We start from the raw sequence: 25,475 nt of genomic DNA on the forward strand, positions 1-25,475 counted from the left end.
GGACATGTGGCAGTCGGAGGTGCGCGTCGACCTGGACGCGATCCGGGAGAACGTGACCCGGCTCAAGGCCGGCACCAGCGCCGAACTGATGGCGGTGGTCAAGGGCGACGGGTACGGCCACGGCATGGTGCCGGCCGCCCGCGCGGCGCTCGACGCCGGGGCGGACCAGCTCGGCGTCTGCACGCTGGACGAGGCGCTGCGGCTGCGCGAGGAGGGCATCACCGCGCCGGTGCTGGCCTGGCTGCTCAGCCCCGGGCTGCCGCTGCACGACGGGATCACCGTCGGCGTCGACCTCGGCTGTGCCGGCCTCACCCAGCTCGACGAGATGATCCAGGCGAGCCGCCGGGCGGACCGCCCGGCCCGGCTGCACCTCAAGATCGACACCGGGCTGGCCCGGGGTGGCGCCACCGTCGCCGACTGGCCGGCGCTGCTGGAGGCCGCCGCGAAGGCCCAGGCCGACGGTCTGGTCGAGGTGGTCGGCGTGTGGAGCCACTTCGTGTACGCGGACTCGCCCGGTCACCCCACCACCGACCGCCAGCTCGCCGTGTTCCAGGAGGGGCTGGAGATGGTGACGCGTGCCGGTCTGCGTCCGCGCTACCGGCACCTGGCCAACTCGGCCGCCACGTTGACCCGGCCGGACACCCACTTCGACCTGGTCCGGCCCGGCATCGCCGTCTACGGCCTGTCGCCGGTCGCGGGCGAGCAGTTCGGTCTGCGTCCCGCCATGACCGCCCGCGCCCGGGTGATGCTCACCAAACGGGTGGCGGCCGGCACCGGCGTCTCCTACGGCCACACCTACCTCACCGAGCAGGAGGCCAACCTCGCGGTGGTGCCGCTCGGCTACGCCGACGGGGTGCCGCGGCACGCCTCCAACACCGGCCCGGTGCAGCTCGCCGGCAAGCGCCGGACCATCTCCGGGCGGGTCTGCATGGACCAGTTCGTGGTCGACTGCGGCGACGACGAGGTGGCCGACGGCGACGTGGCGACGCTGTTCGGCAGCGGCGCGGACGGCGAGCCCACCGCCGACGACTGGGCCGAGGCGGTCGGCACCATCAACTACGAGATCGTGACCCGCTTCGGCGGTGTGCGCGTGCCCCGCGTCTACGACGGCGAGCACGCATGAGTGTCCGGTTGCCGCGACCGCGTACCGCTGCCGGCAAGGTGGCCGGGCTGGTCGGCGCCGCCGTCGGCGTTGCCGCCGCCGGGCTCGCGGCGGGCGTGGTCAGCGAGCGGGTGCTGGTCCGCCGGCTCAAGAACGATCCCACCGACCGGTACGCCGACGAGGTCTTCGGTGAGCAGCGTTACGACGAGGCGTACCGGCTGGAGATGCCGGACGGCACCGACATCCACGTCGAGGTGGTCGAGCCGACCCGCCCTGTCGCAGGGCACCCGACTGTGGTGCTGGTGCACGGGTTCTGCCTGGACATGGGCACGTTCCACTTCCAGCGCAAGCGGCTCGCCGAGCGCGGCGACTACCGGGTGGTCGCGTACGACCAGCCGGGGCACGGCCGTTCCGGCCGGCTGGAGAGCGGCGAGTACGACCTGACCGCGCTGGGCCACACGCTGCGCCGGGTGCTCGACGAGGTGGCCCCGGACGGCCCGCTGGTGCTGGTCGGGCATTCGATGGGCGGCATGACGATCATGGCGCTGGCCGAGCTGTACCCGGAGATGTTCGGTGACCGCGTGGTCGGCACCGTGCTGATGGCCACCTCGGGCGGCCTCGCGGCGGAGACCAAGCTGGTGGCGCCCGCGCTGCTCGGCCGCGTCGGCTCGCCGGTGCTCTACATGATGAGCAACGCCACCCGGTACGGCGGGACCGTGATCGACCGGGCGCGCCGGTCGACCTCGAACGTGGCCTGGCTGCTCACCCGCAAGTACGGCTTCGGCACGTCGAAGCCGAGCCCGGCCCTGGTGTCGTACGTCGAGATGATGAACTCGCGCACCTCGGCCGACACGGTCACCCGCTACCTGCGCACGATCGCCACCCACTCCCGGTTCCCGGCGCTTGCGGCGCTGGCCGGCACGCCGGTGCTGGTGATCGTGGGCGACAAGGACATGATCACGCCGGTGACGCACTCCGAGGAGATCGTCCGGCGGCTGCCGCACGCCGAGTTCGTGAAGATCAACGACAGTGGGCACGTGGTGATGCTGGAGCACGCCGACGAGGTGAACGTGGCGCTGGAGAGGTTCCTGGACTCGCTATGACAGTGGTCGTGGAGCTGAAGACGGTCGAAGACACCCACGAGTTCGGGCGGCGGCTGGCCGGGGTGCTGCGGGCCGGTGACCTGCTGCTGCTCAGCGGCCCGCTCGGCGCCGGCAAGACCGCGCTGACCCAGGGCATCGGCGCCGGCCTCGGCGTACGCGGGGACATCACCTCGCCCACCTTCGTCATCGCCCGGGTGCACCGGCCCGACCCGGCGCGGGGCGGCCGGGTGACGCTCGTGCACGCCGACGCGTACCGCCTGGGTGAGGCCGCCGACCCGCGCGCGGAGATCGACGACCTCGACCTGGACGCCTCGGTTGACGAGGCGGTCACCGTGGTGGAGTGGGGCGAGGGGATGGTCGAGCAGCTGGTCGACGCGCACCTGCGGGTACGCATCGACCGCCGCGACGACGACACCCGGGCGGTCACGCTGGAGCCGGTCGGCGGCGACTGGGCCGCCCGGGTCGCCGAACTGTCCTAGGGCTGAAGGGGCATCGTCCAGCAGTTGGAGTAGGCGGTGCGCCCGGCGAGCCGGTCGGTCAGCCAGGCCACCGCGTCGCCCTGGTCGGTGATGAGCGGCGCCAGGTGGTTGGTGAGGAGCTTGTCACCGAGGTTGGGCAGGCTGACGGCCTGGTAGGTCACGTTGGCACCCTTGCGGCACCAGTCGACCGCCAGTTGACGGGCCTGCCGGTGGGGCACGATGTCGTCCTGGACGCCGGTCGCCACGCGTACCGGCCCGGCGGGCTTGAGCGTGCCGATGCGCTGCCGGTCGAGGACGGCGGCTGCCTCGGGCGAGGCGGCGATGACAGTGGTGAGGGACTGGCCGCCGGTGATCCACCTGCTGCTCTTCGTGAACGCGTACCGGAGGATGGCGTCACCGACGCACATGGTCGAGGTGTCGGTGAGCGCCGCCCGGCCGGCGTCGTTGACGTTCGCCTCGATGACGTCCCGCACCGCCGGGTCGGACTGGGCGAAGCCGTTGAGCGACCAGCCCAGCGCCCCGGCCAGCGCGCTGCCGTCGATGCCGCCGATGACGGCGGTCAGGTCGGCCGGCGGCGCGCCGACGTAGGTGCCGGCCAGCGGCACGTCGGGCGCGTAGGTGGGCTGGAGTTCGGCGGCTGCGGCGCTGGCGCCGCCACCCTGGCTGTAGCCGTACAGACCGACGCGGGACCGGTCGGTGACCGACGCGCCCGGCACGGTGCGGGCGGCGCGGGCCGCGTCGAGCAGGGCACGTCCCTCGTCGAGGCGGTTGACGTACGTGTGCAGCCGGTCGGTCGCGCCCAGCCCGACGTAGTCGGTGACGACGACCGCGGCGCCGGTGGCGAGGAGGCGGTAGATCGCCAGGGCCTCGTAGCCGACGGACAGGGTGTCGCCGGTGAGGGTGAGCGGGTGTTGCAGGGCGAACGAGGGCGCGCACTGGTCGCCCTGCCCCATCGTGCCGGAGGCGACGGCGACCAGCGGGCGCGGGCCGGTGCCCCGCCACGCCGCCGACGGTTCGATGTAGGCGCCGGTCACGCCGACGGCCCGGCCGTTGGAGTCGGTGGACCGGTACATCAGGCGGGTGGCGGTGCCGGGCATCGGGCGGCCGTCGAGCCCGGGGATGCTGAGCCCGAGCGGCAGCGGCTCGGTACGGATCAGCGTGCCGTTGGTGGCGGGCAGGTCGGCGGGCGGGTGGTAGAAGGCGGGGATCGTCACGCCGCGGGAGACCACCGGCGTGGTGCCGTCGGCGGCTGCGGCTGCGCCGGATCCGGCCAGGTAGGTGGCTGCCGCCGCGGCGACGGCCAGCATCCGGAGGCCGGTCGTGCGGCGGGGGGAGGGGGCGGCGGAGGGCGTGCGGGGACGGGTGTTTCTCCTGCTCACGGGCACTCCTAGCGAGCATCGATGGTGGTGGATGCAAGCTAGCAGTGGCGGTGTGGCGTAAGTAACTTGCCAGTAGGTTACGCTCCGGTAACTTTTCTCGTCCAGTACCCGGCCCTGCCGCCGCCCGGGAGTGTCGGTCGCGGCTGGTAAGAAGATGGCGACCGACGAGGAGAGGTTGCCGATGCCCGACGCCCCCACCCTGGACCTGCCGGCGCTGCTGCCGGAGGCCTGGCGTGCCGTGCTCACCCCCCACCTGGACCCGGCCCGCACCGCGGCGCTGGCCGAGTTCGTCGCCCGGGAGTACGCGACCTCCACGGTCTTCCCGCCGCTGGAGGACCTCTTCTCCGCCTACCGGCTGTGCGGGCCGGCCGACACCCGGGTGCTGATCCTCGGGCAGGACCCGTACCACAAGGCGGGCCAGGCGCACGGGTTGAGCTTCAGCGTGCGCGAGGGGGTGGCGGTGCCGCCGTCGCTGCGCAACGTCTTCAAGGAGCTGGGCGAGGACCTGGGCGTGCCGAAGCCGCGCAGCGGCAACCTCGACGGCTGGGCCGCGCAGGGCGTCCTGCTGCTCAACTCGGTGCTGACGGTCCGGCAGGCCACGCCCGGCTCGCACGCCAACAAGGGCTGGGAGGAGTTCACCGACGCCACCATCCGGGCGCTCGACGCGCTCGACCAGCGCGTGGTCTTCCTGCTCTGGGGCGGCTACGCGCGCAAGAAGGCGGCGCTGGTGACCAACCCGCAGCACGTGGTGCTGGAGGCCGGGCACCCGAGCCCGATGAACCCGCGCGGCTTTCTCGGCAGCCGCCCGTTCAGCGCTGCGAACAAGGCGCTGGCCGACGCGGGGCTGCCCACCGTCGACTGGGAGCGCTCAGCCGGCTGACCCGCCCGGCGCCTCGCCCGCCGCGGCGAGGCGCCGGCGGTACCGGGACAGCAGCTCGGCCGTGCGCCGGTCGGTCACCTCCACCTCGACCAGCGGCTCGACCGGGTACGTACGTTCACCGAGGCGGACCTCGATGGGCTCGGGCAGTTCCTCGCACATCCGGGCCCGCAGCTCGCCGTAGCGGGTCAGCCAGCGGTGCTCGCCCGGCTCTTCGGGCTCCGTGTGGATGCCGCCCCACACCTGCCATCGAGCGTCCCAGCGCTGCGCGTAGATCCGATCGAGGAGCGCGCTGAACTGCGGCGAGTCCCGCCAGCGCACCGCGATCTCGACCGCGTCCACCGGCAGCGGCGCGCCCTGCAGCAGTGCCGCCGTGCCGCCCGACAGTACGTACGGCAGGTCGCCCAGGGCGTCCATGATCCGGTCCAGTCGGAGAACTTCGATCCGCTCGGCAAGCACCGTCCCGGCCATCTCGTCCAGCGCGGCGTCCAGGTGGCTGTCCAGCGGCTCGACCTCGATCCGCAGTTGCCGGCCGAGCGCGGCGAGCAGGCGTTCCGCGGCGGTCAGGCTCGGCAGCCGGTCGCCGCGTTCGATCCGGGCGATGGCGGCCTGACTGAGCCCGGACCGGGCGGCCAGAGCCTGCTGGGTGAGCCCTGCCTGCTCGCGTTCACGCCGCAAGGTCCGGGCGATTTCTCGAACGAGGCGACTTTCCGTCATCTCCGGAGAATGGCAGTCCTCTTCTTAGCCTTATGCCTCTGAGTCATATTTATGACCCAGAGGCATAAGGCTCTCACCTCTTCTCTTTGATCCGGGCGCTACGCATCGTGGCCGGGCGAGCGGCGAGGGCGTGCCGGGAGCGTGCCGAGGGCGTGCCGGGGGCGGACGGGGCGGACGGAGCGGACGGCTAGGCTGGCTTACCGTGCTGGTACTCGTGGTGGACTCCTCGACGCCCGCGGTGACCGCGGCCCTTGCCGAGGTCTCGGCGGACGGCGTCGCGGTCCGCGCGTCCCGGTGCACCGTCGACGCCCGCGCCCACGGCGAGCTGCTCGCGCCGCAGGTCGACGCCGTGCTGGCGGACGTCGGTGCCCGGCCCGCCGACCTGGCCGCGATCGTCGCCGGCCTCGGCCCGGGCCCGTTCACCGGGCTGCGCGTCGGGCTGGTCACCGCCGCCACCATGGGTCAGGTGCTCGGCGTACCCACGTACGGCGTCTGCTCGCTGGACGGGCTCGGCCACCCGGCGGCCGCCGGCGAGCCGGTGCTGGCGGCGAGCGACGCGCGGCGCCGGGAGATCTACTGGGCCGTCTACGACGGCGCCGGCCGGCGCCTGGCCGGGCCGGAGGTGGCCGCCCCGGCGGTGGTCGCCGAGCGGGCGCGCGACCTTGCGGTCACCGTCGCGGTCGGCGACGGCGCGCACCGGTACGCGGACGTGCTGGGGCTGCCGGTACGCGACGAGCCGCGCTACCCGGACCCGCTGGCGCTGGCCCGTCTCGCCGCGCCGCGGATCCGCGCGGGCGCGCCCGGCGAGACGCTCACCCCGCTCTACCTGCGTCGCCCGGACGCGGTCGCGGCCACCGGCCACAAGCCGGTCCTGCCATGAGGCTGGGCCGGTTCCGCTGGTGGCACATCGACGAGGTGCTGCCCATCGAGGCGGACCTCTTCGGCGCCGAGCAGTGGTCGGCGGCGATGTTCTGGAACGAACTCGCCAACGGGCACTTCTACCTGGTCGCCACCGACGACGACGGCGCCGTCCTCGGCTACGCCGGGCTGGCCGTGTCCCCGCCCGACGAGGCGTGGGTGCAGAACGTCGCGGTCCGCCGGGACGCCCACCGCCGGGGGATCGGCCGGCTGCTGCTGGAGGCGCTGCTCGCCGAGGCGGCCCGGCGCGGCGCCCGCAGCACGCTGCTGGAGGTCGCCGCGGACAACGCGCCCGCGCAACGGCTCTACGCCACCTACGGGTTCGAGCCGATCGGCGTGCGGCGCGGCTACTACCAACCGAGCAATACCGACGCGCTGGTCATGCAGCGCAACGAGGACTGACGCGCATGGCTGACGAACCCCTGATCCTCGGCATCGAGACCTCCTGCGACGAGACCGGCGTGGGCATCGTGCGCGGGCACACGCTGCTCGCCGACGCGCTCGCCTCCAGCGTCGAGGAGCACGCCCGGTTCGGCGGCGTGGTGCCCGAGGTGGCCAGCCGCGCCCACTTGGAGGCCATCGTGCCGACCATGGACCGGGCGCTGCGCGAAGCCGGCGTCACCATCGCCGACATCGACGCCATCGCCGTGACCTCCGGGCCGGGCCTGGCCGGCGCGCTGCTCGTCGGGGTCGCCGCCGCCAAGGGGTACGCGGTCGCGGCGGAGAAGCCGGTGTACGGCGTGAACCACCTCGCCGCGCATGTGGCGGTGGACACGCTCGAACACGGCCCGCTGCCCGAGCCCGCGATCGCGCTGCTGGTCTCCGGCGGGCACTCCTCGCTGCTGCGCGTCGACGACCTGGCCCGCGACGTGGTCCCGCTCGGCGCCACCATCGACGACGCCGCCGGCGAGGCGTTCGACAAGGTGGCCCGGCTGCTCGGGCTGCCGTTCCCCGGCGGGCCGTACATCGACCGCGAGGCGCGCGCCGGTGACCCGGCGTCGATCGCCTTCCCGCGCGGGCTGACCGCGGCGAAGGACCTGGTCGGACACCGGTACGACTTCTCCTTCTCCGGCCTGAAGACGGCTGTCGCCCGCTGGGTGGAGGCGCGGCAGCGGGCCGGTGAGCCGGTGCCGGTCGCCGACGTGGCGGCATCCTTCCAGGAGGCGGTCTGCGACGTGCTCGTCGGCAAGGCGATCGACGCCTGCCGCAGCAGCGGCATCGACACGCTGGTGATCGGCGGCGGAGTGGCGGCCAACTCCCGGCTGCGGGCGATGGCCGAGCAACGGGCCGGCAGGCACGGCATCCGGGTGCGTACGCCCCGGCCGAAGCTCTGCACGGACAACGGCGCGATGGTGGCCGCGCTCGGCTCCCACCTGGTCGCCGCGGGCGTCGCGCCGAGCCGGCTGGACCTGCCGGCCGACTCGGCGATGCCGCTGACAGTGGTCAGCGTGTGAGCGGGGAGGGGACCGACATGATCGTCCGCATGTGGGAGGCCAAGGCCGAGCCGTACGGCTTCGCCGACCTGATCACCTGGGTCTGCGAGACCGCGCTGCCCGAGTTCGAGCACGACCCGATGCACGTCTCCAGCGAGGTGTTCTCCTCCACCGACCACCGGCTGGTGGTCGTCTCCAAGTGGCGGAACAGCCCTCGGGAGCTGCCCGAGCCGCCGGCGCGCCTGATCGCCCGCCCGCCGCACAGCTGGGACTTCACGCAGGTCGACCGCTGACGCGAGGGTCGTCACGACCGCCGGAATTGGTTGGCGCGCGGGTCGCCCCGGCACCTAGCGTCAGTGCGCCATGCGCTTCTCACCGGCCGGCGATCCCGGCACCCCCGACGCGCGGTCGGCCACCCGATATCTCGTGTGGCTCGCCGGGCGACATCCCGTCATCTTCGGCGCCGGGCTCGCGCTCGGCGTGATCTGGATGCTGGCCCAGGCGCTGGTGCCGGCCGTGCTCGGCCGCGCCGTGGAAGCCGGCCTGGCCCAACGCGACCCGGACGCGCTGGTGCGCTGGAGTCTGGCCCTGCTCGGGCTGGGTCTGGTGCAGGCCGTCGCCGGGATCCTGCGCCACCGCTGCGCGGTGCACAACTGGCTCGGCGCCGCCTACCGCACCGTGCAGGTCACGGTGGACGCCACGAACCGCCTCGGCGCGGCGCTGCCCCGGCGGGTCGCGGCGGGCGAGGTGGTGAGTATCGGCACCGCCGACATCGAGCACATCGGCAGCGCCATCGACATCACCGCCCGGGGCGCCGGCTCGGTGGTCGGCATCGTCACCGTGGCGGTGATCCTGCTCAGCGCCTCCCAGCCGCTCGGCCTCGTGGTGGTGCTCGGGGTGCCGCTGCTGATGGCGCTCGTGGCGTTGCTGATCCGCCCGCTGCACCGGCAGCAGGCCGCGTACCGGGACTCGACCGGCCGGCTCACCGCCCGGGCCGCGGACATCGTCTCGGGCCTGCGCGTACTGCGCGGAGTCGGCGGCGAGCAGGTGCTGTCCGAGCGCTACCGGCAACGCTCGCAGGCGTTGCGCGCGGACGGGCTGCGGGTGGCGCGGGTCGAGTCGCTGTTGCAGGCGGCGCAGATCCTGCTGCCCGGCGTCTTCGTGGTGCTGGTGACCTGGCTGGGCGCCCGGTTCGCGCTGCGCGGCGAGATCAGCGCCGGCGAGCTGGTCTCGTTCTACGGCTACACCGCGTTCCTGGTCAGCCCGCTGCGCAACCTCACCGAGGCGGCCGACAAGCTGACCCGGGGACACGTCGCGGCCCGCCGGGTCGTCCGGTTGCTGCGGCTCGCGCCGGAGTTCACCGACCCGGCCACCCCGGTGCCGGTGCCGGCCGGGCCGGGCGAGCTGGCGGACGTACGTTCCGGACTGGTGCTGCGACCGGGCCGGCTGACCGCGCTGGCCGCCGCCACCCCGCAGGACGCCACCGAGATCGCCGACCGGCTCGGCCGTTACGCCGACGGGGACGTCACGCTGCACGGCGTACCGCTGCGGGACGTGGCGCTGGCGACGGTGCGGGAGCGGATCCTGGTGGCCGACAACGACGCGCAGCTGTTCAGCGGCGTGCTGCGCACGGAGCTTGACCCGCACGACCGGGCCGAGCCCGGCGCCGTGGCGGCGGCGCTGGCCGCGGCGAGTGCCACCGACATCGTCGAGGCGCTGCCCGGCGGCCTGGACGGCGAGGTCGCCGAACGCGGCCGGGAGTTCTCCGGCGGGCAGCGGCAACGGCTGCGGCTGGCCCGCGCACTCGTCGCCGACCCGGAGACGTTGATCCTGGTCGAGCCGACCAGCGCGGTGGACGCGCACACCGAGGCGCGCATCGCCGAACGGCTCGGTCCGGCCCGCCGCGGCCGCACCACGCTCGTCTGCACCACGAGCCCGCTGGTGCTCGGTCACGCCGACCACGTGGTCTTCGTCGAGGACGGCAAGGTCGTCGCCGAGGGCCGGCACGAGGAACTGCTCGCCGGCGAGCCGCGCTACGCCGCCACGGTGAGCCGGGAGGAGGACCGATGAGCAACGCGCTGCCCGTCGCCGACATCGCCCAGGTCCGCCGGTACGTGCGCGAGCTGATCCGCCGTCACCCGCGTGGCCTGGCCGTCGCGCTCGGCCTGCACGCGCTCGCCGCCGGCGCCGGGCTCGTCGCCCCGCGCCTGCTCGGTGACCTGGTGGAGGGGATCTCCCAGGGCATCGCCGCGACGACTGTGGACCGGGTCGTGGCAGCCATCGCCGCGTTCGTGGTGGTGCAGGCGGTGCTGGTCCGCTTCGCGCACCTCGCCTCGGCCCGGCTCGGTGAGCGGGTGCTCGCCGAGCTGCGGGAGGAGTTCGTCGACCGGGTGCTCGCGCTGCCGCTCGCCACTGTGGAGCGGGCCGGCACCGGCGATCTGCTCACCCGCACCTCGCGGGACGTCGCCGCGCTGTCCCGCACGGTCCGGTTCGCCGGGCCGGAGACGCTCATCGCCGCGCTGACCGTGCTGCTGATCCTGGGCGCGCTGGTGCTGACCGGCCCGCTGCTGGCGCTGCCCAGCCTGCTGGCGGTGCCGGTGCTGTGGGCCGGCACCCGCTGGTACCTGCGCCGCGCGCCGCAGGGCTACCTGCGGGAGAACGCCGCCTACTCGGACATCACCGACGGGATCAGCGAGACGGTCGAGGGGGCGCGGACCACCGAGGCGCTGCGGCAGGCGGCCCGCCGCCGGGCCCGCGGCGACGCGGACATCAGCCGGTCGTACGCGGCCGAGCGCTACACGCTCTACCTACGGACCGTGTTCTGGCCGGTGGCCGAGTTCGGCTACCTGGTGCCGATGGTGGCGACCCTGCTCATCGGCGGCTGGTTCCACCTGAAGGGCTGGGCCAGCCTCGGCCAGGTCACCGCCGCCACGCTCTACGCCCAGCAGCTCACCGACCCGATCGAGCGGCTGCTCGGCTGGCTGGACGAGTTCCAGGTCGGCGGCGCCTCGCTGGCCCGGCTGCTCGGGGTGGCCGCCGAACCGGACGAGCGCGCCAAGGCATTCGCCACGCCGGACGAGCGCGCCGCCGCTGCGGGCAGTGCGGGCGGCGCGGGCCGGCTCGCCGCGCGCGGCGTCCGGTACGCGTACCGCCCGGGTCACGACGTGCTGCACGGCGTGACGCTGGAACCCCGGCCGGGGGAGCGGCTCGCGATGGTCGGCCCGTCCGGGGCGGGCAAGTCGACGCTGGGCCGGCTGCTGGCGGGCGTGCACGCGCCGAGCGCCGGCACTGTGACAGTGGACGGCCGGCCGCTCGCCGGAATGCCCCTGGCCGAGCTGCGTACCCATGTGGCGCTCGTCAGTCAGGAGCACCACGTGTTCATCGGGACGCTCGCCGACAACGTGGCGATGGTCCGGCCGGACGCCGACCCGGCTCGGGTACGCGCGGCGCTGGCCGCGGTCGACGCGCTGGACTGGGCGCTGGCCCTGCCGGACGGGCTCGACACGGCGGTCGGGGCGGGCGGCCACCCGCTCACCCCCGCGCAGGCGCAGCAGCTCGCGCTGGCCCGGCTGGTGCTCGCCGACCCGCACACGCTGGTGCTGGACGAGGCCACCTCGCTGATCGACCCGCGGGCGGCCCGGGCACTGGAACGGTCGCTGGCGGCGGTGCTGCACGGCCGTACCGTCGTCGCCATCGCGCACCGGCTCTTCTCCGCGCACGACGCGGACCGCGTGGCGGTGGTCGCCGACGGGCGGATCACCGAGCTGGGATCACACGACGAGCTGGTCGCGGCCGGTGGCTCGTACGCCGCGCTGTGGCGCTCCTGGCACGGCTGAGAACGCGCGACGGGCCCCGGCACACGTGCCGGGGCCCGCTCGACGGCCGGAGGTCACGTGCGGCGGGTCAGCCGCCAGGTCGCGTACCCGCCGGTGCCGAGCGCGATCAGGAACACCGCCCACACCACACCGGTGCCCACCTGCAGTCCACCGCCGCTGCCCACGTTGGCCTGGGCGGCGGCGACGAGCGAGTCGCTCTGCGCGGGCGGCAGCGCGGCCGGCGGCAACTGCTGCCAGCGCACCAGCCCGGTGCTCTCCAGCATGGTCATGTGGTCGTTGACGAACGTGTTGGCGTCCTCGGCCAGCTTGCGCACGATCGGGTCGCGGGTGCTGGCCCGGACCGCGCCGATCACCGGGAAGATCTTGCCGTGGGCGACCCGCAGCCGGGTGACGAAGATCTGGTCGAACCGGGCGCCGGTGGCGTTCTGCATCTCGGTCAGCCACCCCTTCTGCTCGGCCGTCGGATCCGTCGGCAGGGTGGCGCCCAGCTTGTTCGCGGCCTCGACCACCAGCAGGTCCAGCTCCGCGTGCTGCTTGGCGATCTCCGCGCCGACCTCGCGTACCCGGGCGGACTGGCCCTTCTCGGCCGCCATCTGCCCGGCCGGCATCTCCCACAGCCCGGCCAGCCGTACGCCGTTGAGCAGCGTCATATCGGCGGCGTTCATCTGCACGCCGGGGTTGGGTGCGGCCTGTGCCGTCCCGGGAATGACGCCGATCCCCGCGCCCAGCGCGGCGAGCAGCAGTACCACCCGGTGCGCCAGCTTGCGGCGTGCGGATTCCAGCGATGCCATGGTTGCGGTGCCTCCTCGGTCCGGACCGGTACGCGGGGTCGTGGACGGCCGCGCAAGCCGGCCGCCCGTCCGCACACTGGTACGGATCGGCGGGCCGATCAGTTCAGCGGGTCGGCGAGGAGTCGTTCGAACGCCAGCTCGGCGGCGCCGATCAGCGCCGCGTCGCCACCGAGCTTCGGGGTACGCAGCCGTACGTGCTCCAGGCACGCGGGCAGCCCGTTGGAGTTGAGCCGGCTGCGTACCTGCGCCGCGGAGGCCAGGTAGAGGTCACGCATGGTGCCGCCGAAGATGACCATCTCCGGGTTGAAGATGTTCACCAGGTTCGCGACGCCGAAGCCGAGCCAGTCGCCGGCCTGCCGTACCGCGGTCTGGGCGCGGGCGTCGCCGCGGTCGGCGGCGTCGAAGACGGCGAGCAGGGCGTCCCGGCCACGCGCCTCGGACCGGCCGGCGGCGCGCAGCAGCCCGTGCTCGCCGATCTCGGTCTCCCAGCAGCCGCGCCGGCCGCAGTCGCAGCGCACCCCGTCGCGGACCACCACCATGTGGCCGACCTCGCCGCCGTAGCCGCCGTGCCCTCTCAGCCGCCGGCCCCCGGCGATGATGCCCGCGCCCACGCCGACGTCGCCGTAGATGTAGATGACGTTGTCGCAGCCGACCGCCGCGCCGCGGGCATGCTCGGCGTACGCGGCCACGTCGGCCACGTTGCCCACCGTGATCGGTACGTCTATCCCCAGCTCGACGGCGAGCGCCGCACCGATCGGCTCGTCCACCCAGCCGGTGGTGGGGCTGAGCCGGACCAGCCCGTCCTCCCGGCGGACCATGCCGCACACGGCCACCCCGGCGCCGACGCAGATCGCGTCCGGCGGCACCGACTGGTGCATCTCCTTGACCGCGCCGGCGAGCAGCGGGGCGGCCTCCCCGGCGACCAGGTTGCGCGGCCGGTCCATCTCCCGGCGGTCGAGCACCTCACCGCCGAGCCCGACCCGCGCGGCCCGCAGCCGGTCCACCTCGACGCTGTACGCGTACGCGTAGACCCGACCCGACTCGGGCCGGACGACGAGTGACGGTCGTCCGGCCCGGCCGGTCTCCTTCGGCGTCCCCTCGCTGACCAGACCGGCGCCGGCCAGGTCCGCGGTCAGCGCGCCGATGGTGCTGCGGTTGAGGCCGAGCGCTGTGGTCAGCTCGGCCCGGGTGGTGGCGCCGTGGACGTGTACATAGCGGAGCAATGCGCCCAGGTTCTGCCGACGGATCTCGTCCTGACTGGGGCCCGCGCGCATTGCCACTGCCATGGTGTTCCCGTACCCCGGGTCAGCGCGTGCCGGTGGCGGCGGCCCGCCGACGCGACAGCGCGTCGATGGTCGCCGCGGCGAGCAGCACCACGCCGGTGACCACGAACTTGACGCCCGAGCTGTATCCCATCAGTCCCATACCGTTGTCGATGACCGCCACCACTGCGCCACCGAGCACGGCGTCGAGGACCCGGCCCTTGCCGCCGAAGAGGCTGGTGCCGCCGATCACCGCCGCGCCCACGGCGTAGAGCAGTACGTTACTGCCCCCGGTGTTGGGGTCGACCGAGTTGGCCCGGCTGGCGGCCACGATGCCGCCGATCGCGGCCATCGAGGAGCAGATGATGAACACGGAGATGCGGATCCGGTCGACGTTGATGCCGGCCCGGCGGGCCGCCTCGGCGTTGCCGCCGACCGCGTAGATGTGCCGCCCGTAGCTGGTGCGCTGGAGCACGAACGTCCAGACGACGAGCAGGATCGCGATGATCGGCACCACGATCGGCACGCCCTTGAGCGAGACGACGAGCACGTTGCGGCTGCGCTCCAGGTTGAGCACGTAGACCGCCACGCCGAGGATCACGGCCAGACCGGCGATCCGCGCGGCGACCACCGCGATCGGATCGGTGAGCAGGCCGCGGGCGGCACGGTTGCGGTGCCGCAGCAACTGCACGGCCGCGTACCCGGCGACGGCGACGGCAGCGAGCGACCAGCCCAGCACGGGGGAGAGGTTGCGGTTGGCGATCGCCACGAGCACGTCGTCCCGGACCGCGATGTTGGCGCCCTCGTCCATGAGCGTCAGCACCACGCCCTGGAAGGCCAGGAACCCGGCGAGCGTGACCACGAAGGAGGGGATGCCGACCTTGGCGACCAGCAGGCCCAGCACGGTGCCGATCACCACACCGGTGACGACGGCGGAGAGCACCGCCACGTACCAGGGGTAGCCGAGCACTGTCACCACGTTGGCCAGGATCGCGGCGCAGACGCCGCTGGCGAAGCCGGCGGAGAGGTCGATCTCGCCGAGCAGCAGGACGAAGACCAGACCCATCGCGATGAGCGTGACCGCCGCGCCCTGGGTGAACAGGTTCGCCAGGTTGCCGGCGGTGAAGAACGACGGGCGGGCGATCGAGAAGCCCACCGCCAGCGCCACGAGCATGACCACGGCGGGGAGCGCACCGATGTCGCCGCCGCGTACCCGGCGCCAGTAGTTGTTCACGTGGCTGCCGACGGTCGGTGTCGGGGTGACGCCGGCCGGGCCTTCCTTCTTCACGACGATGGCGGTCATCGGACGGCTCCTGGAGTGGTGTCGGCGGGCGCGGCGCCGTTGCCGCCCGGCTCGCCGGTGAGGCCGAGGCTGCCGGAGCGGCCGGCGGTGATCAGCTCGACCACCTGCGAGTGGGTGATGTCGGTGGTCTTCACCTGGGCGACCATCTGGCCGAGGTAGAGCGCGGCGATCCGGTCGGAGACGGCGAAGACGTCGTTCATGTTGTGCGAGATGAGCACCACGGCCAGGCCGTTGTCGGCCAGCCGGCGGACCAGCTCCAGCACCTGGGCGGTCTGCGCGACGCCGAGTGCGGCGGTCGGCTCGTCCAGGATGACGAGCCGGCTGTTCCAGAGCACGGCCTTGGCGATGGCCACGGTCTGCCGCTGGCCGCCGGAGAGGCTGGCCACGTGCTGGCGCAGCGACTTCACGGTGCGCACGCTCAGGCCGGCGAGCGTCTCGGCGGCCATCTGCTCCATGGTCGGCTCGTCGAGCACGATGCCGCTGCGCTTCTCCCGGCCGAGGAACATGTTCTGCACGATGTCGAGGTTGTCGCAGAGCGCGAGGTCCTGGTAGACGACCTCGATCCCGAGCGCGGCGGCGTCCCGAGGGCTGTTGATGGTCACCGGGCGGCCGTCGAAGACGAACTCGCCGGCGTCGGTGGGGTGGATGCCGCTGATGCACTTGACCAGGGTCGACTTGCCGGCGCCGTTGTCGCCGACCAGCGCGGTCACCTCGCCGGCGTGCGCGGCGAAGGCGACGTCACGCAGCACCTGGACGGGACCGAAGCTCTTGTCGATCCCGCGTAGCTCCAGCAGGGGGGTTGCGGACACGGGGTTCTCCTTTGGGCGGAGGGAGGTCTCGGATCCCGTCCGGCGCGGGCGCCGCCCGGCACGGGAAACCCCGTGCCGGGCGGCGCCGCCTGAGGCGGGTGGGTCAGCTCACGCCGGCGTCGGTGCAGAGCTTCGCGAAGGCATCGGTGCAGAGCTCTTCCTTGGTGACGTATCCGTCGGCCACCACGTCCTTGACGTTGTCCTTGTAGATGGCCTTGGGCTCCAGCAGCACCGACGGCACGTCCCGGCCGCCCTCCGGGTCCTTGACCGTCTGGCCGGTGTCCTTCCGCTCACCCTTGGCGAGCGCGATGGCCAGCTCGGCGGCGGCGTCCGCCTCCTTCTTGACCGCCTTGTAGACAGTCATGCACTGGTCACCGGCGAGGATGTTCTGCAGGCCCTCCTTGGTGGCGTCCTGACCGGTCACCGGAACCTTGCCGTTGAGCTTGTTCTTCTTCAGCACCGAGATGGCCGCGTTGCCGAGACCGTCGTTGGCGGCGAGCACGCCGTCGATCTTGCCGCCGGCCTTGGTCAGCTGCTGCTCGAAGATCGTGGCGGCCTGCGCGTTGTCCCAGGCCGGCACCGAGTCGTCGGCGACCTTGGTGTACTCCTTCGAGTCGAACTTCGGCTTGAGCACCGAGTCGTACCCGTTCTTGAACAGGGTGGCGTTGTTGTCGGTCGGCGAGCCGTTGAGGTACGCGATCGACGGGTTCTTGACGCCCTTGTCGGTCAGGCACTTGCTCAGGCCCTCGCCCTGGAGCTTGCCGACGGCCTCGTTGTCGAAGCTGACGTAGTACTGGGCGGAGCCGCCCAGGGTCAGCCGGTCGTAGTCGATGGTCGCGACGCCCTGCGACTTGGCCTTGTCGAGCACGGCCTTGCCGGTGCCGGAGTCCAGGTTGACGATCATCAGGACGTTGACGCCGTTGGTGATCATCTGGTCGGCGATGGTCTGGAACGCGGTCTTGTCGTTCTGCGCGTTCTGGATGTCGGACTCGACGCCGGCCGCGTCGAACGCCGCCTTGAGGTACTTGCGGTCCGCGCCCTCCCAGCGGGCGGAGGACTTGCTGTCCGGCAGGATCACGCCGATCTTCGGCTTCTTGGCGTTGGAGCCGCCGGCCTCGTCGGAAGAACCGCCGTTGTCACCGCAGGCGGCCATGCTGCCGGTCGCGAGAAGACCGACGGCCGCGAAGGTGAGGAAGCCCTTGCGCATGTGCAGGGTCCTTTCGGAGGTGGGGGAGTGGTGATGTTTTGTTGTGCCCGGCAACGTATTCCCCGCTTCCCATGCGCCGCAAGACTGCCGAGGTCAGAAGTTTGTTGGCGGCGGTAACAATTCAGCAACGCGGTTGTCACCCGCGGGACACCGCCGGGAGAGCGCGTTCCGGAAACGCTCCCACACGTACCGTCACGAGCCGCTCAGGCAGTGGCGATCGACGCCGTCGTCGCCCCGGTGAGCGCCACCAGATCCGTCGGCGCGAGCTGCACCTGCAACCCCCGGCGACCCGCCGAGACGTACACCGTCGGGTGCGTCAGCGCGGAGGCGTCGATGACAGTCGGTAGCCGCTTGCGCTGCCCGAGCGGGCTGATGCCGCCGCGGACGTATCCGGTCGCCCGCTCGGCCGTCGTGCGCTCCGCCATCGTCGCCCGCTTGCCGCCGGCCGCGGCGGCGAGCGCCTTCAGGTCCAGCTCGCCGGTCACCGGCACCACCGCCACCGTCAGCCCGCCGTCGACCTCGGTGACGAGCGACTTGAACACGCGCTCCGGCGCCACGCCGAGCGCGGTCGCCACGAGCGCGCCGTAGTTCGGCGCGTCCGGCGAGACGTCGTAGGTGTGGGTGCTGTGGGCGATCTTCCGCTTGCTCAGCAACGCGATCGCCGGAGTGCCAGGGCCCGCCACGGGCTCAAGCTAACCCGCGCGCCGCGACACCGCGAGCCGGAAACGTGAGCCGGGGTCAACCGCCGGGCGGAACCGGCCGGCAGACGAGCACAGTGGGGTCGCCGGCCACCCGGGTCAGCGCCAGACCGGCCGCCTCGTCGCCGGACAGCCGCAGGTCGCGGCGCAGCTTCTCCGGCTCCAGCGCCGAGCCGCGCTTACGGATCTCGACCCGGCCGACGCGCCGCTCCCGCAGCAGGGCGCGCAGCCGCTTCAGCGCGAACGGCAGCACGTCGGTGATCTCCAGGCAGCGGGCGAACGGCGTGGGCCGGGCCTCGTCGGCGTACAGGTAGGCGATCGACGGGTCGGCGAGCGTGGCGTCGAGGTCGGCGGCCAGCTCGGCGACCAGGTGCGCGCGCACCACGGCCGGATCCGGGTCGTAGAGGAACCGCCGCACCGGTCCCACCGGCGCCTCCTGCGCACCGGTCCCGGTGAGCTGATAGGAAGGGACCCTTTTACTACCGGAGGCGTTAAGAAGGGGCCCTTCCTTCTCGCGCAGCAGGGTGGCGCGGCGGGGGACCTCGGCCAGGTCGCCGCACCAGAGCGCGGCCTCGACCAGGTCGCCGTCCACGCTCACCCACTCCGCCTCGGCGCCGGCCGGGATCAGCGCGTGGTCCAGCCCGGGCGCCACCTTCACCACTGTGCGCGGCACGCGTGCGGCCAGGCCGGTGACGAAGTCCCACGGCGGCGAGTAGGCGTTCGGGTCGAACACACGCCGCCCGGTGCCGGCCCGCCGCCGGGCCGGATCGCAGAACACGGCGTCGACCCCTGTCGCGTCGAACGCCGTGGCGTCACCGCGTTCGACAGTCACCAGGTCGGTCAGCCCGGCCGCCTCGGCGTTCGCGGCCGCCATCGCGGCGGTCACCGGGTCGGCCTCCACCGCGTACACCCGGATGCCGGCGCGGGCCGCGGCGAGCGCGTCGGCCCCCAGCCCGCACCCCAGGTCGGCCAGCGTGGTCACGCCCGCGGCCCGCAGCCGCGCGGCGCGCCGGTCGGCGACCGCGCGGCGGGTGGCCTGCTCCAGCCCGGCCCGGGTGAGGAACATCCCGGCCGCCGCCGCGCCGAACTTGCCGGCCGCCCGGCGGCGCAGCTCGGCCTGGGTGAGTGCGGCCGCCGCGAGCCCGCCGGGGATTCCGGCCGAACGCAGCGCGGCCGCCGCCGCCAGCGGGTCGCCGCCGGCCACCCGGTCGGCCGCGGCGAGCGCGGCCGACCCCTCGGGGGTACGCAGCGCGGCGAGCTGGTCGAGATCCACGCGCTCATTCTCCCGGCCCGGTTCCGGCGCGACACGGAGGGCGACGCGTTGGCACTCTCCTTGACGGAGTGCTAGCCGAGGAATAACCTGCGATTAGCACTCTCACCCTGAGGGTGCCAACGCCCGAGCCTCGTGCCCGGGGGTTGAGCGCCAGGCGGACCGGCACCCGCGACGACGGCCCCGCCCGGTGGCATGTGGCAGATTGACGCTGGTCGGCATGCCGGCCGGCAACGACACCAAGTACCCGGGAGGGTATGCCCGTGACTACCGCGACCAAGGTTGCGATCAAGCCGCTCGAGGACCGCATCGTGGTCCAGGCGAACGAGGCCGAGACCACCACCGCCTCGGGCATCGTGATCCCCGACACCGCCAAGGAGAAGCCGCAGGAGGGCACCGTCCTCGCTGTCGGCCCGGGCCGGATCGACGACAAGGGCAACCGCGTGCCGATCGACGTGAAGGTCGGCGACACCGTCCTCTACTCGAAGTACGGCGGCACCGAGGTCAAGTACGCCGGCGAGGAGTACCTGGTGCTCTCCGCCCGCGACGTCCTCGCGGTCATCGAGAAGTAAGCAACCGATCAGTGTCGTTGCCCCGGTCCGGCTCGCCGGGCCGGGGCGACGTCGCTTCGAAGGGATACTGATGGCGAAGATCCTCAGCTTCTCGGACGACGCCCGGCACCTGCTCGAGCACGGTGTCAACGCCCTCGCGGACGCGGTGAAGGTCACCCTCGGCCCGCGCGGGCGCAACGTCGTCCTGGACAAGAAGTTCGGTGCGCCCACGATCACCAACGACGGCGTGACCATCGCCAAGGAGATCGAGCTCACCAACCCGTACGAGAACCTCGGCGCGCAGCTGGTCAAGGAGGTGGCGACCAAGACCAACGACGTCGCCGGCGACGGGACCACCACCGCCACCGTGCTGGCCCAGGCCATGGTCCGCGAGGGCCTGCGCAACGTGGCCGCCGGCACCAACCCGACCGGCCTGAAGCGGGGCATCGACGCGGCGGCCGCCAAGGTCTCCGAGGCGCTGCTCGGCAAGGCCGTCGAGGTCGCCGGCAAGGAGTCGATCGCGCACGTCGCGACCGTCTCCGCGCAGGACGCCGCCATCGGCGACCTGATCGCCGAGGCGATGGAGAAGGTCGGCCGCGACGGCGTCATCACCGTCGAGGAGGGCTCCGCGCTCACCACCGAGCTGGAGGTGACCGAGGGGCTCCAGTTCGACAAGGGCTTCATCTCGCCGAACTTCGTCACCGACCTGGAGGCGCAGGAGGCGGTCCTGGAGGACCCGTACATCCTGATCACCACCCAGAAGATCTCGGCGATCGAGGAGCTGCTGCCGCTGCTGGAGAAGGTTCTCCAGAACAACAAGCCGCTGCTCATCGTCGCCGAGGACGTCGAGGGCCAGGCCCTGTCCACGCTCGTGGTCAACGCGCTGCGCAAGACCGTCAAGGTCTGCGCCGTCAAGGCCCCCGGCTTCGGCGACCGCCGCAAGGCGATGCTCCAGGACATGGCGATCCTGACCGGTGCCGAGCTGGTCGCCCCGGAGCTGGGCTACAAGCTCGACCAGGTCGGCCTGGAGGTGCTCGGCACCGCCCGTCGCGTCGTGGTCGACAAGGAGAACACCACAGTCGTCGACGGTGGCGGGCAGGCCTCCGAGGTCGCCGACCGGGTCGCGCAGATCCGCAAGGAGATCGAGGCCTCCGACTCCGAGTGGGACCGGGAGAAGCTGGCCGAGCGGCTGGCGAAGCTCTCCGGCGGCATCGCCGTGATCAAGGTCGGCGCGGCCACCGAGGTCGAGATGAAGGAGCGCAAGCACCGCATCGAGGACGCCATCGCCGCGACCAAGGCCGCGGTCGAGGAGGGCACGGTTCCGGGTGGCGGTGCCGCCCTGGCCCAGATCCTGCCGGCGCTCGACGACGACCTGGGCTTCACCGGTGACGAGAAGGTCGGCGTCTCGATCGTGCGTAAGGCGCTCGTCGAGCCGCTGCGCTGGATCGCCCAGAACGCCGGCCACGACGGCTACGTGGTGGTGCAGAAGGTCGTCGCCCAGGACTGGGGTCACGGCCTCGACGCTGCCACCGGCGAGTACGTCGACCTGGCCAAGTCCGGCATCATCGACCCGGTGAAGGTGACCCGCAACGCGGTCAGCAATGCCGCCTCGATCGCGGGCCTGCTGCTCACCACCGAGAGCCTCGTGGTGGAGAAGCCGGCCGAGCCGGAGCCGGCCGCCGGTGGCCACGGCCACTCGCACGGTCACGGCCACCAGCACGGCCCGGGCTTCTGACCCGACCGCACGGCCCGACGTCAGGGCACACCGCCGACCCGGTGGTGTGCCCTGACGCGTATGCCCTTACGGAACGCTGACGACATTGGCAGCCGGGCCGGCGGGTCGACCAGACTGGACGCCGTGAGCACCCTCTCCCGCCGCCGCGCGGCACTGGCCGGTGTCGTCGCCGCCGTGGTGGCACTCGGTACCGCCGAGCCCGTGGCGGTCCTGACCGGTCCCCGGTCCGCGCCGCTCGTCGCCGTCGGCGGACTCGTCGTCGACCTGGTGCCCGAGCCGGTCAAGCAGTTCGCCATCGACGTCTTCGGCACGTACGACAAGATCGCCCTGCTGGTCGGGACGGCGCTGCTGCTGGCCGCCTTCGGGGCGCTGCTCGGCCTGGCGGCGGCCCGGCGGCTGGTGGTCGGCCTGGCCGGCGTCGCCGCGTTCGCCGTGCTCGGCGTCGCCGCCGCGCTGACCCGGGCGGGCGCGAACGCGTTCGACGCGCTGCCCTCCCTGGTCGGCGGCGGACTCGGCGCGCTGACGCTCTGGGCGTTCGTGGCCGGGCCGCTGGGCGCCGGCCCGGCACGCCGGGAGCAGGCCGGGCGCGACCGGGCCGACGCGGCGGACCGGCCGCCGTCGGCGCCGCCTCCGGCGGTCGCCGCGCTCGCGGGGGAGGAGAAGACCCCGGGTGGCTGGGAGCCGGTACGGCACGACGACGACGCGGAGTCGCGGCGGCGGTTCCTGCGCGGCGCCGGGCTGCTCACCGGCGCTGCTGCGGTGGCCGGGCTGGGCGGGCACTGGCTGGCCGGGCGGCGCGGCGTGTCGGCGGCCCGGGAGGCGGTGACGCTGCCCGCCCCGGCCGTGCCCGCCCCGCAGGTGCCGGCCGGAGCCGACCTGTCACTGCCCCGGCTCGCGCCGTACGTGACGCCGAACCGGGAGTTCTACCGGATCGACACGGCGCTGGTGGTGCCGCAGGTGGACCCGGTCACCTGGCGGCTGCGGATCCACGGGCGGGTGCGCAACCCGATCGAGCTGAGCTTCGACGACCTGCTGGCCCGCCCGATGGTCGAGCGGTACGTGACGCTCGCCTGCGTCTCCAACGAGGTGGGCGGCGACCTGATCGGCAACGCGCGCTGGCTCGGCGTACCGATCAGGGAACTGCTCGACGAGGCCGGCCCGGAGGAGGGCGCGGACCAGGTGGTGGGCCGCGCGGTCGACGGGTGGACCTGCGGCACGCCCACCTCGGTGCTGCGCGACGGGCGGGACGCGCTGCTCGCGGTCGGGATGAACGGCGAGCCGCTGCCGATCCAGCACGGCTTCCCGGTGCGGATGGTGGTGCCCGGCCTCTACGGGTACGTGTCGGCCTGCAAGTGGCTCACCGAGCTGGAGCTGACCAGCTTCGCCGACTTCGACGCGTACTGGGTGCCGCGCGGCTGGTCCGCGCAGGGCCCGATCAAGACGCAGTCCCGGATCGACACGCCCCGGCCCCGCAGCCGCCCGGCCGCCGGCCCGGTGATCGTGGCCGGTGTGGCGTGGGCGCAGCACCGCGGCATCCGTCGCGTCGAGGTACGCGTCGACGGCGGCCCCTGGCAGGAGGCGACGCCGGCCCCGGCGGTGTCGGCGGACACCTGGGTGCAGTGGTCCTGGCGGTGGGACGCGACGCCGGGCGAGCACACGCTCCAGGTGCGGGCGACCGACACGACCGGTGAGACCCAGACGGAACAGCGCGCCCCGGTCGCCCCGGACGGCGCGACCGGCTGGCACACAGTGCGGGTCACGGTCACCTGACGACCGCCCCACCCCGAAAGATCAACACCAGTTCCCCGAAGTGGTGGCATCAGAGGCTCCGCGATATGGCCACTTCGCCGAGCTGGTGTTGACCACGCGGGGGCCGGGGCGGGACGACACGACGACGCCGCGCCCCGGGGTCCGGGGCGCGGCGTCGGGGGTCGTGAAGCCGGTCAGGCGACCTTGCGCTGGTCCGGCACGGCGGTGTTGTGCGGCCGGCCGAGGCGCGCCTCCAGCCGGGCGATGTCCACCTTGGTCTGCCGGCGGTCGGCCAGGTCCTCCCAGCCGAGGGCGAGCAGCCGCAGCCGCTCGGACTCGCTGAACCCGCCCCAGACGCCGTACGGCTCGCGTACGGAGAGCGCGTGGGCGGCGCACTCGGCGCGTACCGGGCAGGCGCGGCAGACCGACTTGGCACCCATCTCGCGGCGCAGCCGGGAGGAGCCGCGCTCGCCGTCCGGGTGGAAGAACTGCGCGCTGTCGCGGCCACGGCAGGCTCCGAGCCGCTGCCAGTCCCAGAGCTCGTCGATCGGTCCAGGCAGCCTACGTACGTTCGACATCAGCACCCCTCCTCCCGCGCGGCACCGCGGAGAATGTTCGTTGCCAGCTACCGGGCGGCGGTCCGCGCGGGATGCCGGTTCCGGATGAACCCCTCGGTACCCGAGCGGTCCGCGGCTCACACATCTGTGATCGAAAACCTCGGACACTCGGCGGTATATGCCCCATCTGTCGGAAAAGTTCGGATGATTGCCCGGAACCCCCTCCCGAGCCCACCTCCGCATGGTCTGCTCTGAGTCGGAGAGGAGACCACTGTGCGTAGTGTTCTTGTGTGCGTTCGGACACCATTGGCGGCCCAGCATCTGACCTCCGCGGCGGCGCGGCTCGGGCTGTCCGGCGTCGTCCGGACGGCCGTCTCCGATCCGGAGGTGATGTTGCGGCTCGCCGAGCGCCCGGTGGACGTGGTGCTCGCCGACACCGCCCTGACCCGTCCGGACAGCGCCGGCTTCGTCCGGCGGGTGCTGGCCCGTGCCCCGCAGGCGGCGGTGCTGCTGCTCGGCGCCGAGGAGTCGGAGTCGGCGGCGGCCACCATCAGCGCCGGGGCGCGCGGACTGATCCAGAACGCCGACCACGACCTGACCAGCGCGGTCGCCAAGGCGCTGCTGCTGCTCTCCGCCCCCGGGCGGAGCAACAGGCACCGGGTGGCGGACACCGCCCGGGACGCGGCGGCTGTGGGCGGGCCGACCCGGCCGGCGGCGCCGGGGCGTACCCAGGGTGGGCCCGGCTGGCCGGCGACGGCGCCGGTGGACGCGGCGGGCCTGCCCACAGTGGTGCCCGTGCAGCGGGGTGAGGACCCGGACGACCCGGCGGCGGCCGACGGCGCGGAGGCGCCCCGGCCCGGTGCCGCCCAGCGGCCGGCGCGGTCGCCGCGCAGCGCGATCGGGCTGACCGAGCGGGAGCTTCAGGTGCTGCTCGGCATGGCCGAGGGCAAGAGCAACGCGGAGATCGGGCGGGAGCTGTTCGTCTCCGAGGACACGGTCAAGACGCACGCCCGGCGGCTGTTCCGCAAGCTCGGCGCGCGCGACCGGGCGCACGCCGTGGCGGCCGGGTTCCGGGCCGGCCTGGTCGCCTGACCCGCGCGGGGATCACTCCTGCGCGGAGTCGTCGGTGCCCTCGGTGAGCGTGTCGTGCACGCCGTCGGCGTAGCCGCGGGCGTAGTCCCAGCTCACGTAGTGGTCCGGGTCGGGGTCGTAGGCCGGCTCGTGCACCCGGGGGCGCCCCGAGTTGAGCAGGTGGCGCAGGTTGCCGCGCAGCAGGTCCCAGTCGAAGTAGTGCGGCTCGCGGCAGTCCTCGCACTCGATCACCAGGCCGCGCACGCCGATCGGCTGGAGCAACGCCTGGTAGATCTCCAGATCGGCGAGATCCTCCAGGACGTCCTGGCGCTCGACCTCGCTCAGCGGGTCGAGCGCGTCGTCGTCGCCGGGATCGTGCAGGCCGGCAGCCGGATCGGCCGGGTCGCCGTTGAACGGGTCGATGGGCTCGTCGTGCACCCCTTCACCGTAGACCCCGCGCCGCCGGAAAGCCCGCCCCAGCCCGTGCTGTGGCCCGGCCTACCCTCGGGCCCGCCGCTTCCCGGGCGCGGACGGGCAAGTGGGTACGATGAGGCGACGCGCCGTCACCAGGCGCCTGCCGGTGCCCCCGCGCGCCGCCTCGCTGCAGCCCGTACGACCAGCTCAGGGG

25 protein-coding genes are annotated in these 25,475 nt (G+C 73.4%); 14 read left to right on the forward strand and 11 right to left on the reverse strand.

Annotated elements, in window-relative coordinates; translation table 11 throughout:
• Positions 1-4 precede the first annotated feature (4 nt).
• From alr to tsaE, 3 genes are read left to right on the forward strand one after another with little or no spacing between them, the layout of a single operon-like run.
• On the forward strand, positions 5-1,123 hold the full coding sequence (gene alr, locus FHX31_RS01795) for an alanine racemase (RefSeq protein WP_013473660.1): 1,119 nt from the start codon (positions 5-7) through the stop codon (positions 1,121-1,123).
• Positions 1,120-2,205 carry an alpha/beta fold hydrolase gene (locus FHX31_RS01800; RefSeq protein ID WP_013473659.1) on the forward strand — a complete coding sequence of 362 codons (1,086 nt, stop codon included), beginning with the start codon at positions 1,120-1,122 and terminating at the stop codon, positions 2,203-2,205. Before alr ends, FHX31_RS01800 begins: the two co-directional genes overlap by 4 nt.
• Positions 2,202-2,684, forward strand: a complete 483-nt coding sequence (gene tsaE, locus FHX31_RS01805) for a tRNA (adenosine(37)-N6)-threonylcarbamoyltransferase complex ATPase subunit type 1 TsaE (RefSeq protein ID WP_184974797.1) — start codon at positions 2,202-2,204, stop codon at positions 2,682-2,684. Before FHX31_RS01800 ends, tsaE begins: the two co-directional genes overlap by 4 nt.
• Here tsaE and FHX31_RS01810 read toward each other — a convergent pair.
• Positions 2,681-4,063, reverse strand: a complete 1,383-nt coding sequence (locus FHX31_RS01810; protein WP_184974800.1) for a lipase family protein — start codon at positions 4,061-4,063, stop codon at positions 2,681-2,683. The two genes, tsaE and FHX31_RS01810, sit on opposite strands and share 4 nt — an antisense overlap.
• A gap of 181 nt (positions 4,064-4,244) precedes the next feature.
• Between FHX31_RS01810 and ung the strand changes: the two genes are divergently transcribed.
• Positions 4,245-4,943 carry a uracil-DNA glycosylase gene (gene ung / locus FHX31_RS01815; protein WP_184974803.1) on the forward strand — a complete coding sequence of 233 codons (699 nt, stop codon included), beginning with the start codon at positions 4,245-4,247 and terminating at the stop codon, positions 4,941-4,943.
• On the opposite strand, the gene FHX31_RS01820 is transcribed toward ung, so the two are convergent.
• A complete protein-coding gene (locus FHX31_RS01820; protein WP_013288559.1) occupies positions 4,932-5,657 on the reverse strand; it encodes a helix-turn-helix domain-containing protein in 726 nt (241 codons plus the stop codon). The two genes, ung and FHX31_RS01820, sit on opposite strands and share 12 nt — an antisense overlap.
• A 202-nt stretch (positions 5,658-5,859) precedes the next feature.
• Between FHX31_RS01820 and tsaB the strand changes: the two genes are divergently transcribed.
• The 6 genes from tsaB to FHX31_RS01850 all read left to right on the forward strand — a co-directional run bounded on the left by tsaB (position 5,860) and on the right by FHX31_RS01850 (position 11,844).
• Positions 5,860-6,537, forward strand: coding sequence for a tRNA (adenosine(37)-N6)-threonylcarbamoyltransferase complex dimerization subunit type 1 TsaB (tsaB, locus tag FHX31_RS01825; RefSeq protein ID WP_013288558.1), 678 nt, complete (start codon positions 5,860-5,862; stop codon positions 6,535-6,537).
• Positions 6,534-6,977, forward strand: coding sequence for a ribosomal protein S18-alanine N-acetyltransferase (rimI, locus tag FHX31_RS01830; protein WP_013288557.1), 444 nt, complete (start codon positions 6,534-6,536; stop codon positions 6,975-6,977). Before tsaB ends, rimI begins: the two co-directional genes overlap by 4 nt.
• A gap of 5 nt (positions 6,978-6,982) precedes the next feature.
• Positions 6,983-8,029, forward strand: coding sequence for a tRNA (adenosine(37)-N6)-threonylcarbamoyltransferase complex transferase subunit TsaD (tsaD, locus tag FHX31_RS01835; protein ID WP_013288556.1), 1,047 nt, complete (start codon positions 6,983-6,985; stop codon positions 8,027-8,029).
• 17 nt (positions 8,030-8,046) lie between these two features.
• Entirely contained in the window at positions 8,047-8,301 is a 255-nt protein-coding gene (locus tag FHX31_RS01840; RefSeq protein WP_013288555.1) for a hypothetical protein, read from the forward strand.
• A 70-nt stretch (positions 8,302-8,371) separates the two neighbouring features.
• Positions 8,372-10,078, forward strand: coding sequence for an ABC transporter ATP-binding protein (locus tag FHX31_RS01845; protein WP_184974806.1), 1,707 nt, complete (start codon positions 8,372-8,374; stop codon positions 10,076-10,078).
• Entirely contained in the window at positions 10,075-11,844 is a 1,770-nt protein-coding gene (locus FHX31_RS01850; protein WP_114918825.1) for an ABC transporter ATP-binding protein, read from the forward strand. Before FHX31_RS01845 ends, FHX31_RS01850 begins: the two co-directional genes overlap by 4 nt.
• 53 nt (positions 11,845-11,897) lie before the next feature.
• On the opposite strand, the gene FHX31_RS01855 is transcribed toward FHX31_RS01850, so the two are convergent.
• The 7 genes from FHX31_RS01855 to FHX31_RS01885 all read right to left on the reverse strand — a co-directional run bounded on the left by FHX31_RS01855 (position 11,898) and on the right by FHX31_RS01885 (position 19,187).
• Complete coding sequence (locus tag FHX31_RS01855) at positions 11,898-12,635, reverse strand: DUF4142 domain-containing protein (protein ID WP_013288552.1); 738 nt, start codon at positions 12,633-12,635, stop codon at positions 11,898-11,900.
• A gap of 98 nt (positions 12,636-12,733) precedes the next feature.
• Positions 12,734-13,909 carry an ROK family protein gene (locus FHX31_RS01860; protein ID WP_030269402.1) on the reverse strand — a complete coding sequence of 392 codons (1,176 nt, stop codon included), beginning with the start codon at positions 13,907-13,909 and terminating at the stop codon, positions 12,734-12,736.
• A 31-nt stretch (positions 13,910-13,940) separates the two neighbouring features.
• Positions 13,941-15,200: a sugar ABC transporter permease gene (locus FHX31_RS01865; protein WP_013473652.1), complete on the reverse strand. Its 1,260-nt coding sequence runs from the start codon at positions 15,198-15,200 to the stop codon at positions 13,941-13,943.
• Entirely contained in the window at positions 15,197-16,009 is an 813-nt protein-coding gene (locus FHX31_RS01870) for an ATP-binding cassette domain-containing protein (RefSeq protein WP_013288549.1), read from the reverse strand. Before FHX31_RS01870 ends, FHX31_RS01865 begins: the two co-directional genes overlap by 4 nt.
• A 103-nt stretch (positions 16,010-16,112) precedes the next feature.
• On the reverse strand, positions 16,113-17,216 hold the full coding sequence (locus FHX31_RS01875; RefSeq protein WP_013288548.1) for a sugar ABC transporter substrate-binding protein: 1,104 nt from the start codon (positions 17,214-17,216) through the stop codon (positions 16,113-16,115).
• 203 nt (positions 17,217-17,419) lie between these two features.
• The gene (gene ybaK, locus FHX31_RS01880; RefSeq protein ID WP_013288547.1) at positions 17,420-17,899 is read right to left on the reverse strand and encodes a Cys-tRNA(Pro) deacylase; all 480 of its coding nucleotides are present in this window, start codon (positions 17,897-17,899) and stop codon (positions 17,420-17,422) included.
• Between the two features lie 55 nt (positions 17,900-17,954).
• Positions 17,955-19,187, reverse strand: a complete 1,233-nt coding sequence (locus tag FHX31_RS01885) for a THUMP-like domain-containing protein (protein WP_184974809.1) — start codon at positions 19,185-19,187, stop codon at positions 17,955-17,957.
• A gap of 254 nt (positions 19,188-19,441) precedes the next feature.
• Here FHX31_RS01885 and groES point away from each other — a divergent pair, with 254 nt between their 5' ends.
• From groES to FHX31_RS01900, 3 genes are all read left to right on the forward strand, one after another.
• Positions 19,442-19,756: a co-chaperone GroES gene (groES, locus tag FHX31_RS01890; RefSeq protein WP_018222648.1), complete on the forward strand. Its 315-nt coding sequence runs from the start codon at positions 19,442-19,444 to the stop codon at positions 19,754-19,756.
• Positions 19,757-19,826: 70 nt separating this feature from the next.
• Positions 19,827-21,470: a chaperonin GroEL gene (groL, locus tag FHX31_RS01895; protein ID WP_013288545.1), complete on the forward strand. Its 1,644-nt coding sequence runs from the start codon at positions 19,827-19,829 to the stop codon at positions 21,468-21,470.
• A gap of 123 nt (positions 21,471-21,593) precedes the next feature.
• Entirely contained in the window at positions 21,594-23,240 is a 1,647-nt protein-coding gene (locus tag FHX31_RS01900; protein ID WP_184974813.1) for a sulfite oxidase, read from the forward strand.
• A 173-nt stretch (positions 23,241-23,413) separates the two neighbouring features.
• Here FHX31_RS01900 and FHX31_RS01905 read toward each other — a convergent pair whose 3' ends face one another.
• Complete coding sequence (locus FHX31_RS01905) at positions 23,414-23,797, reverse strand: WhiB family transcriptional regulator (protein ID WP_013288543.1); 384 nt, start codon at positions 23,795-23,797, stop codon at positions 23,414-23,416.
• Between the two features lie 252 nt (positions 23,798-24,049).
• Here FHX31_RS01905 and FHX31_RS01910 point away from each other — a divergent pair, with 252 nt between their 5' ends.
• Positions 24,050-24,868, forward strand: a complete 819-nt coding sequence (locus FHX31_RS01910) for a helix-turn-helix transcriptional regulator (protein WP_013288542.1) — start codon at positions 24,050-24,052, stop codon at positions 24,866-24,868.
• A gap of 12 nt (positions 24,869-24,880) precedes the next feature.
• On the opposite strand, the gene FHX31_RS01915 is transcribed toward FHX31_RS01910, so the two are convergent.
• On the reverse strand, positions 24,881-25,285 hold the full coding sequence (locus FHX31_RS01915; protein WP_013288541.1) for a DUF5319 domain-containing protein: 405 nt from the start codon (positions 25,283-25,285) through the stop codon (positions 24,881-24,883).
• Positions 25,286-25,475: the final 190 nt, after the last annotated feature.

This window comes from Micromonospora sp. CNZ286 (genome assembly GCF_014207755.1).

Coding starts and splice junctions, on each gene's coding strand:
- FHX31_RS01875 (WP_013288548.1), bottom strand. CDS start 17,216: ATGCGCAAGGGCTTCCTCACCTTCGCGGCCGTCGGTCTTCTCGCGACC.
- FHX31_RS01820 (WP_013288559.1), bottom strand. CDS start 5,657: ATGACGGAAAGTCGCCTCGTTCGAGAAATCGCCCGGACCTTGCGGCGT.
- FHX31_RS01905 (WP_013288543.1), bottom strand. CDS start 23,797: ATGTCGAACGTACGTAGGCTGCCTGGACCGATCGACGAGCTCTGGGAC.
- FHX31_RS01845 (WP_184974806.1), top strand. CDS start 8,372: ATGCGCTTCTCACCGGCCGGCGATCCCGGCACCCCCGACGCGCGGTCG.
- rimI (WP_013288557.1), top strand. CDS start 6,534: ATGAGGCTGGGCCGGTTCCGCTGGTGGCACATCGACGAGGTGCTGCCC.
- groES (WP_018222648.1), top strand. CDS start 19,442: ATGCCCGTGACTACCGCGACCAAGGTTGCGATCAAGCCGCTCGAGGAC.
- ung (WP_184974803.1), top strand. CDS start 4,245: ATGCCCGACGCCCCCACCCTGGACCTGCCGGCGCTGCTGCCGGAGGCC.
- FHX31_RS01840 (WP_013288555.1), top strand. CDS start 8,047: ATGATCGTCCGCATGTGGGAGGCCAAGGCCGAGCCGTACGGCTTCGCC.
- FHX31_RS01860 (WP_030269402.1), bottom strand. CDS start 13,909: ATGCGCGCGGGCCCCAGTCAGGACGAGATCCGTCGGCAGAACCTGGGC.
- tsaD (WP_013288556.1), top strand. CDS start 6,983: ATGGCTGACGAACCCCTGATCCTCGGCATCGAGACCTCCTGCGACGAG.
- FHX31_RS01865 (WP_013473652.1), bottom strand. CDS start 15,200: ATGACCGCCATCGTCGTGAAGAAGGAAGGCCCGGCCGGCGTCACCCCG.
- FHX31_RS01850 (WP_114918825.1), top strand. CDS start 10,075: ATGAGCAACGCGCTGCCCGTCGCCGACATCGCCCAGGTCCGCCGGTAC.
- tsaE (WP_184974797.1), top strand. CDS start 2,202: ATGACAGTGGTCGTGGAGCTGAAGACGGTCGAAGACACCCACGAGTTC.
- FHX31_RS01855 (WP_013288552.1), bottom strand. CDS start 12,635: ATGGCATCGCTGGAATCCGCACGCCGCAAGCTGGCGCACCGGGTGGTA.
- groL (WP_013288545.1), top strand. CDS start 19,827: ATGGCGAAGATCCTCAGCTTCTCGGACGACGCCCGGCACCTGCTCGAG.
- FHX31_RS01800 (WP_013473659.1), top strand. CDS start 1,120: ATGAGTGTCCGGTTGCCGCGACCGCGTACCGCTGCCGGCAAGGTGGCC.
- alr (WP_013473660.1), top strand. CDS start 5: ATGTGGCAGTCGGAGGTGCGCGTCGACCTGGACGCGATCCGGGAGAAC.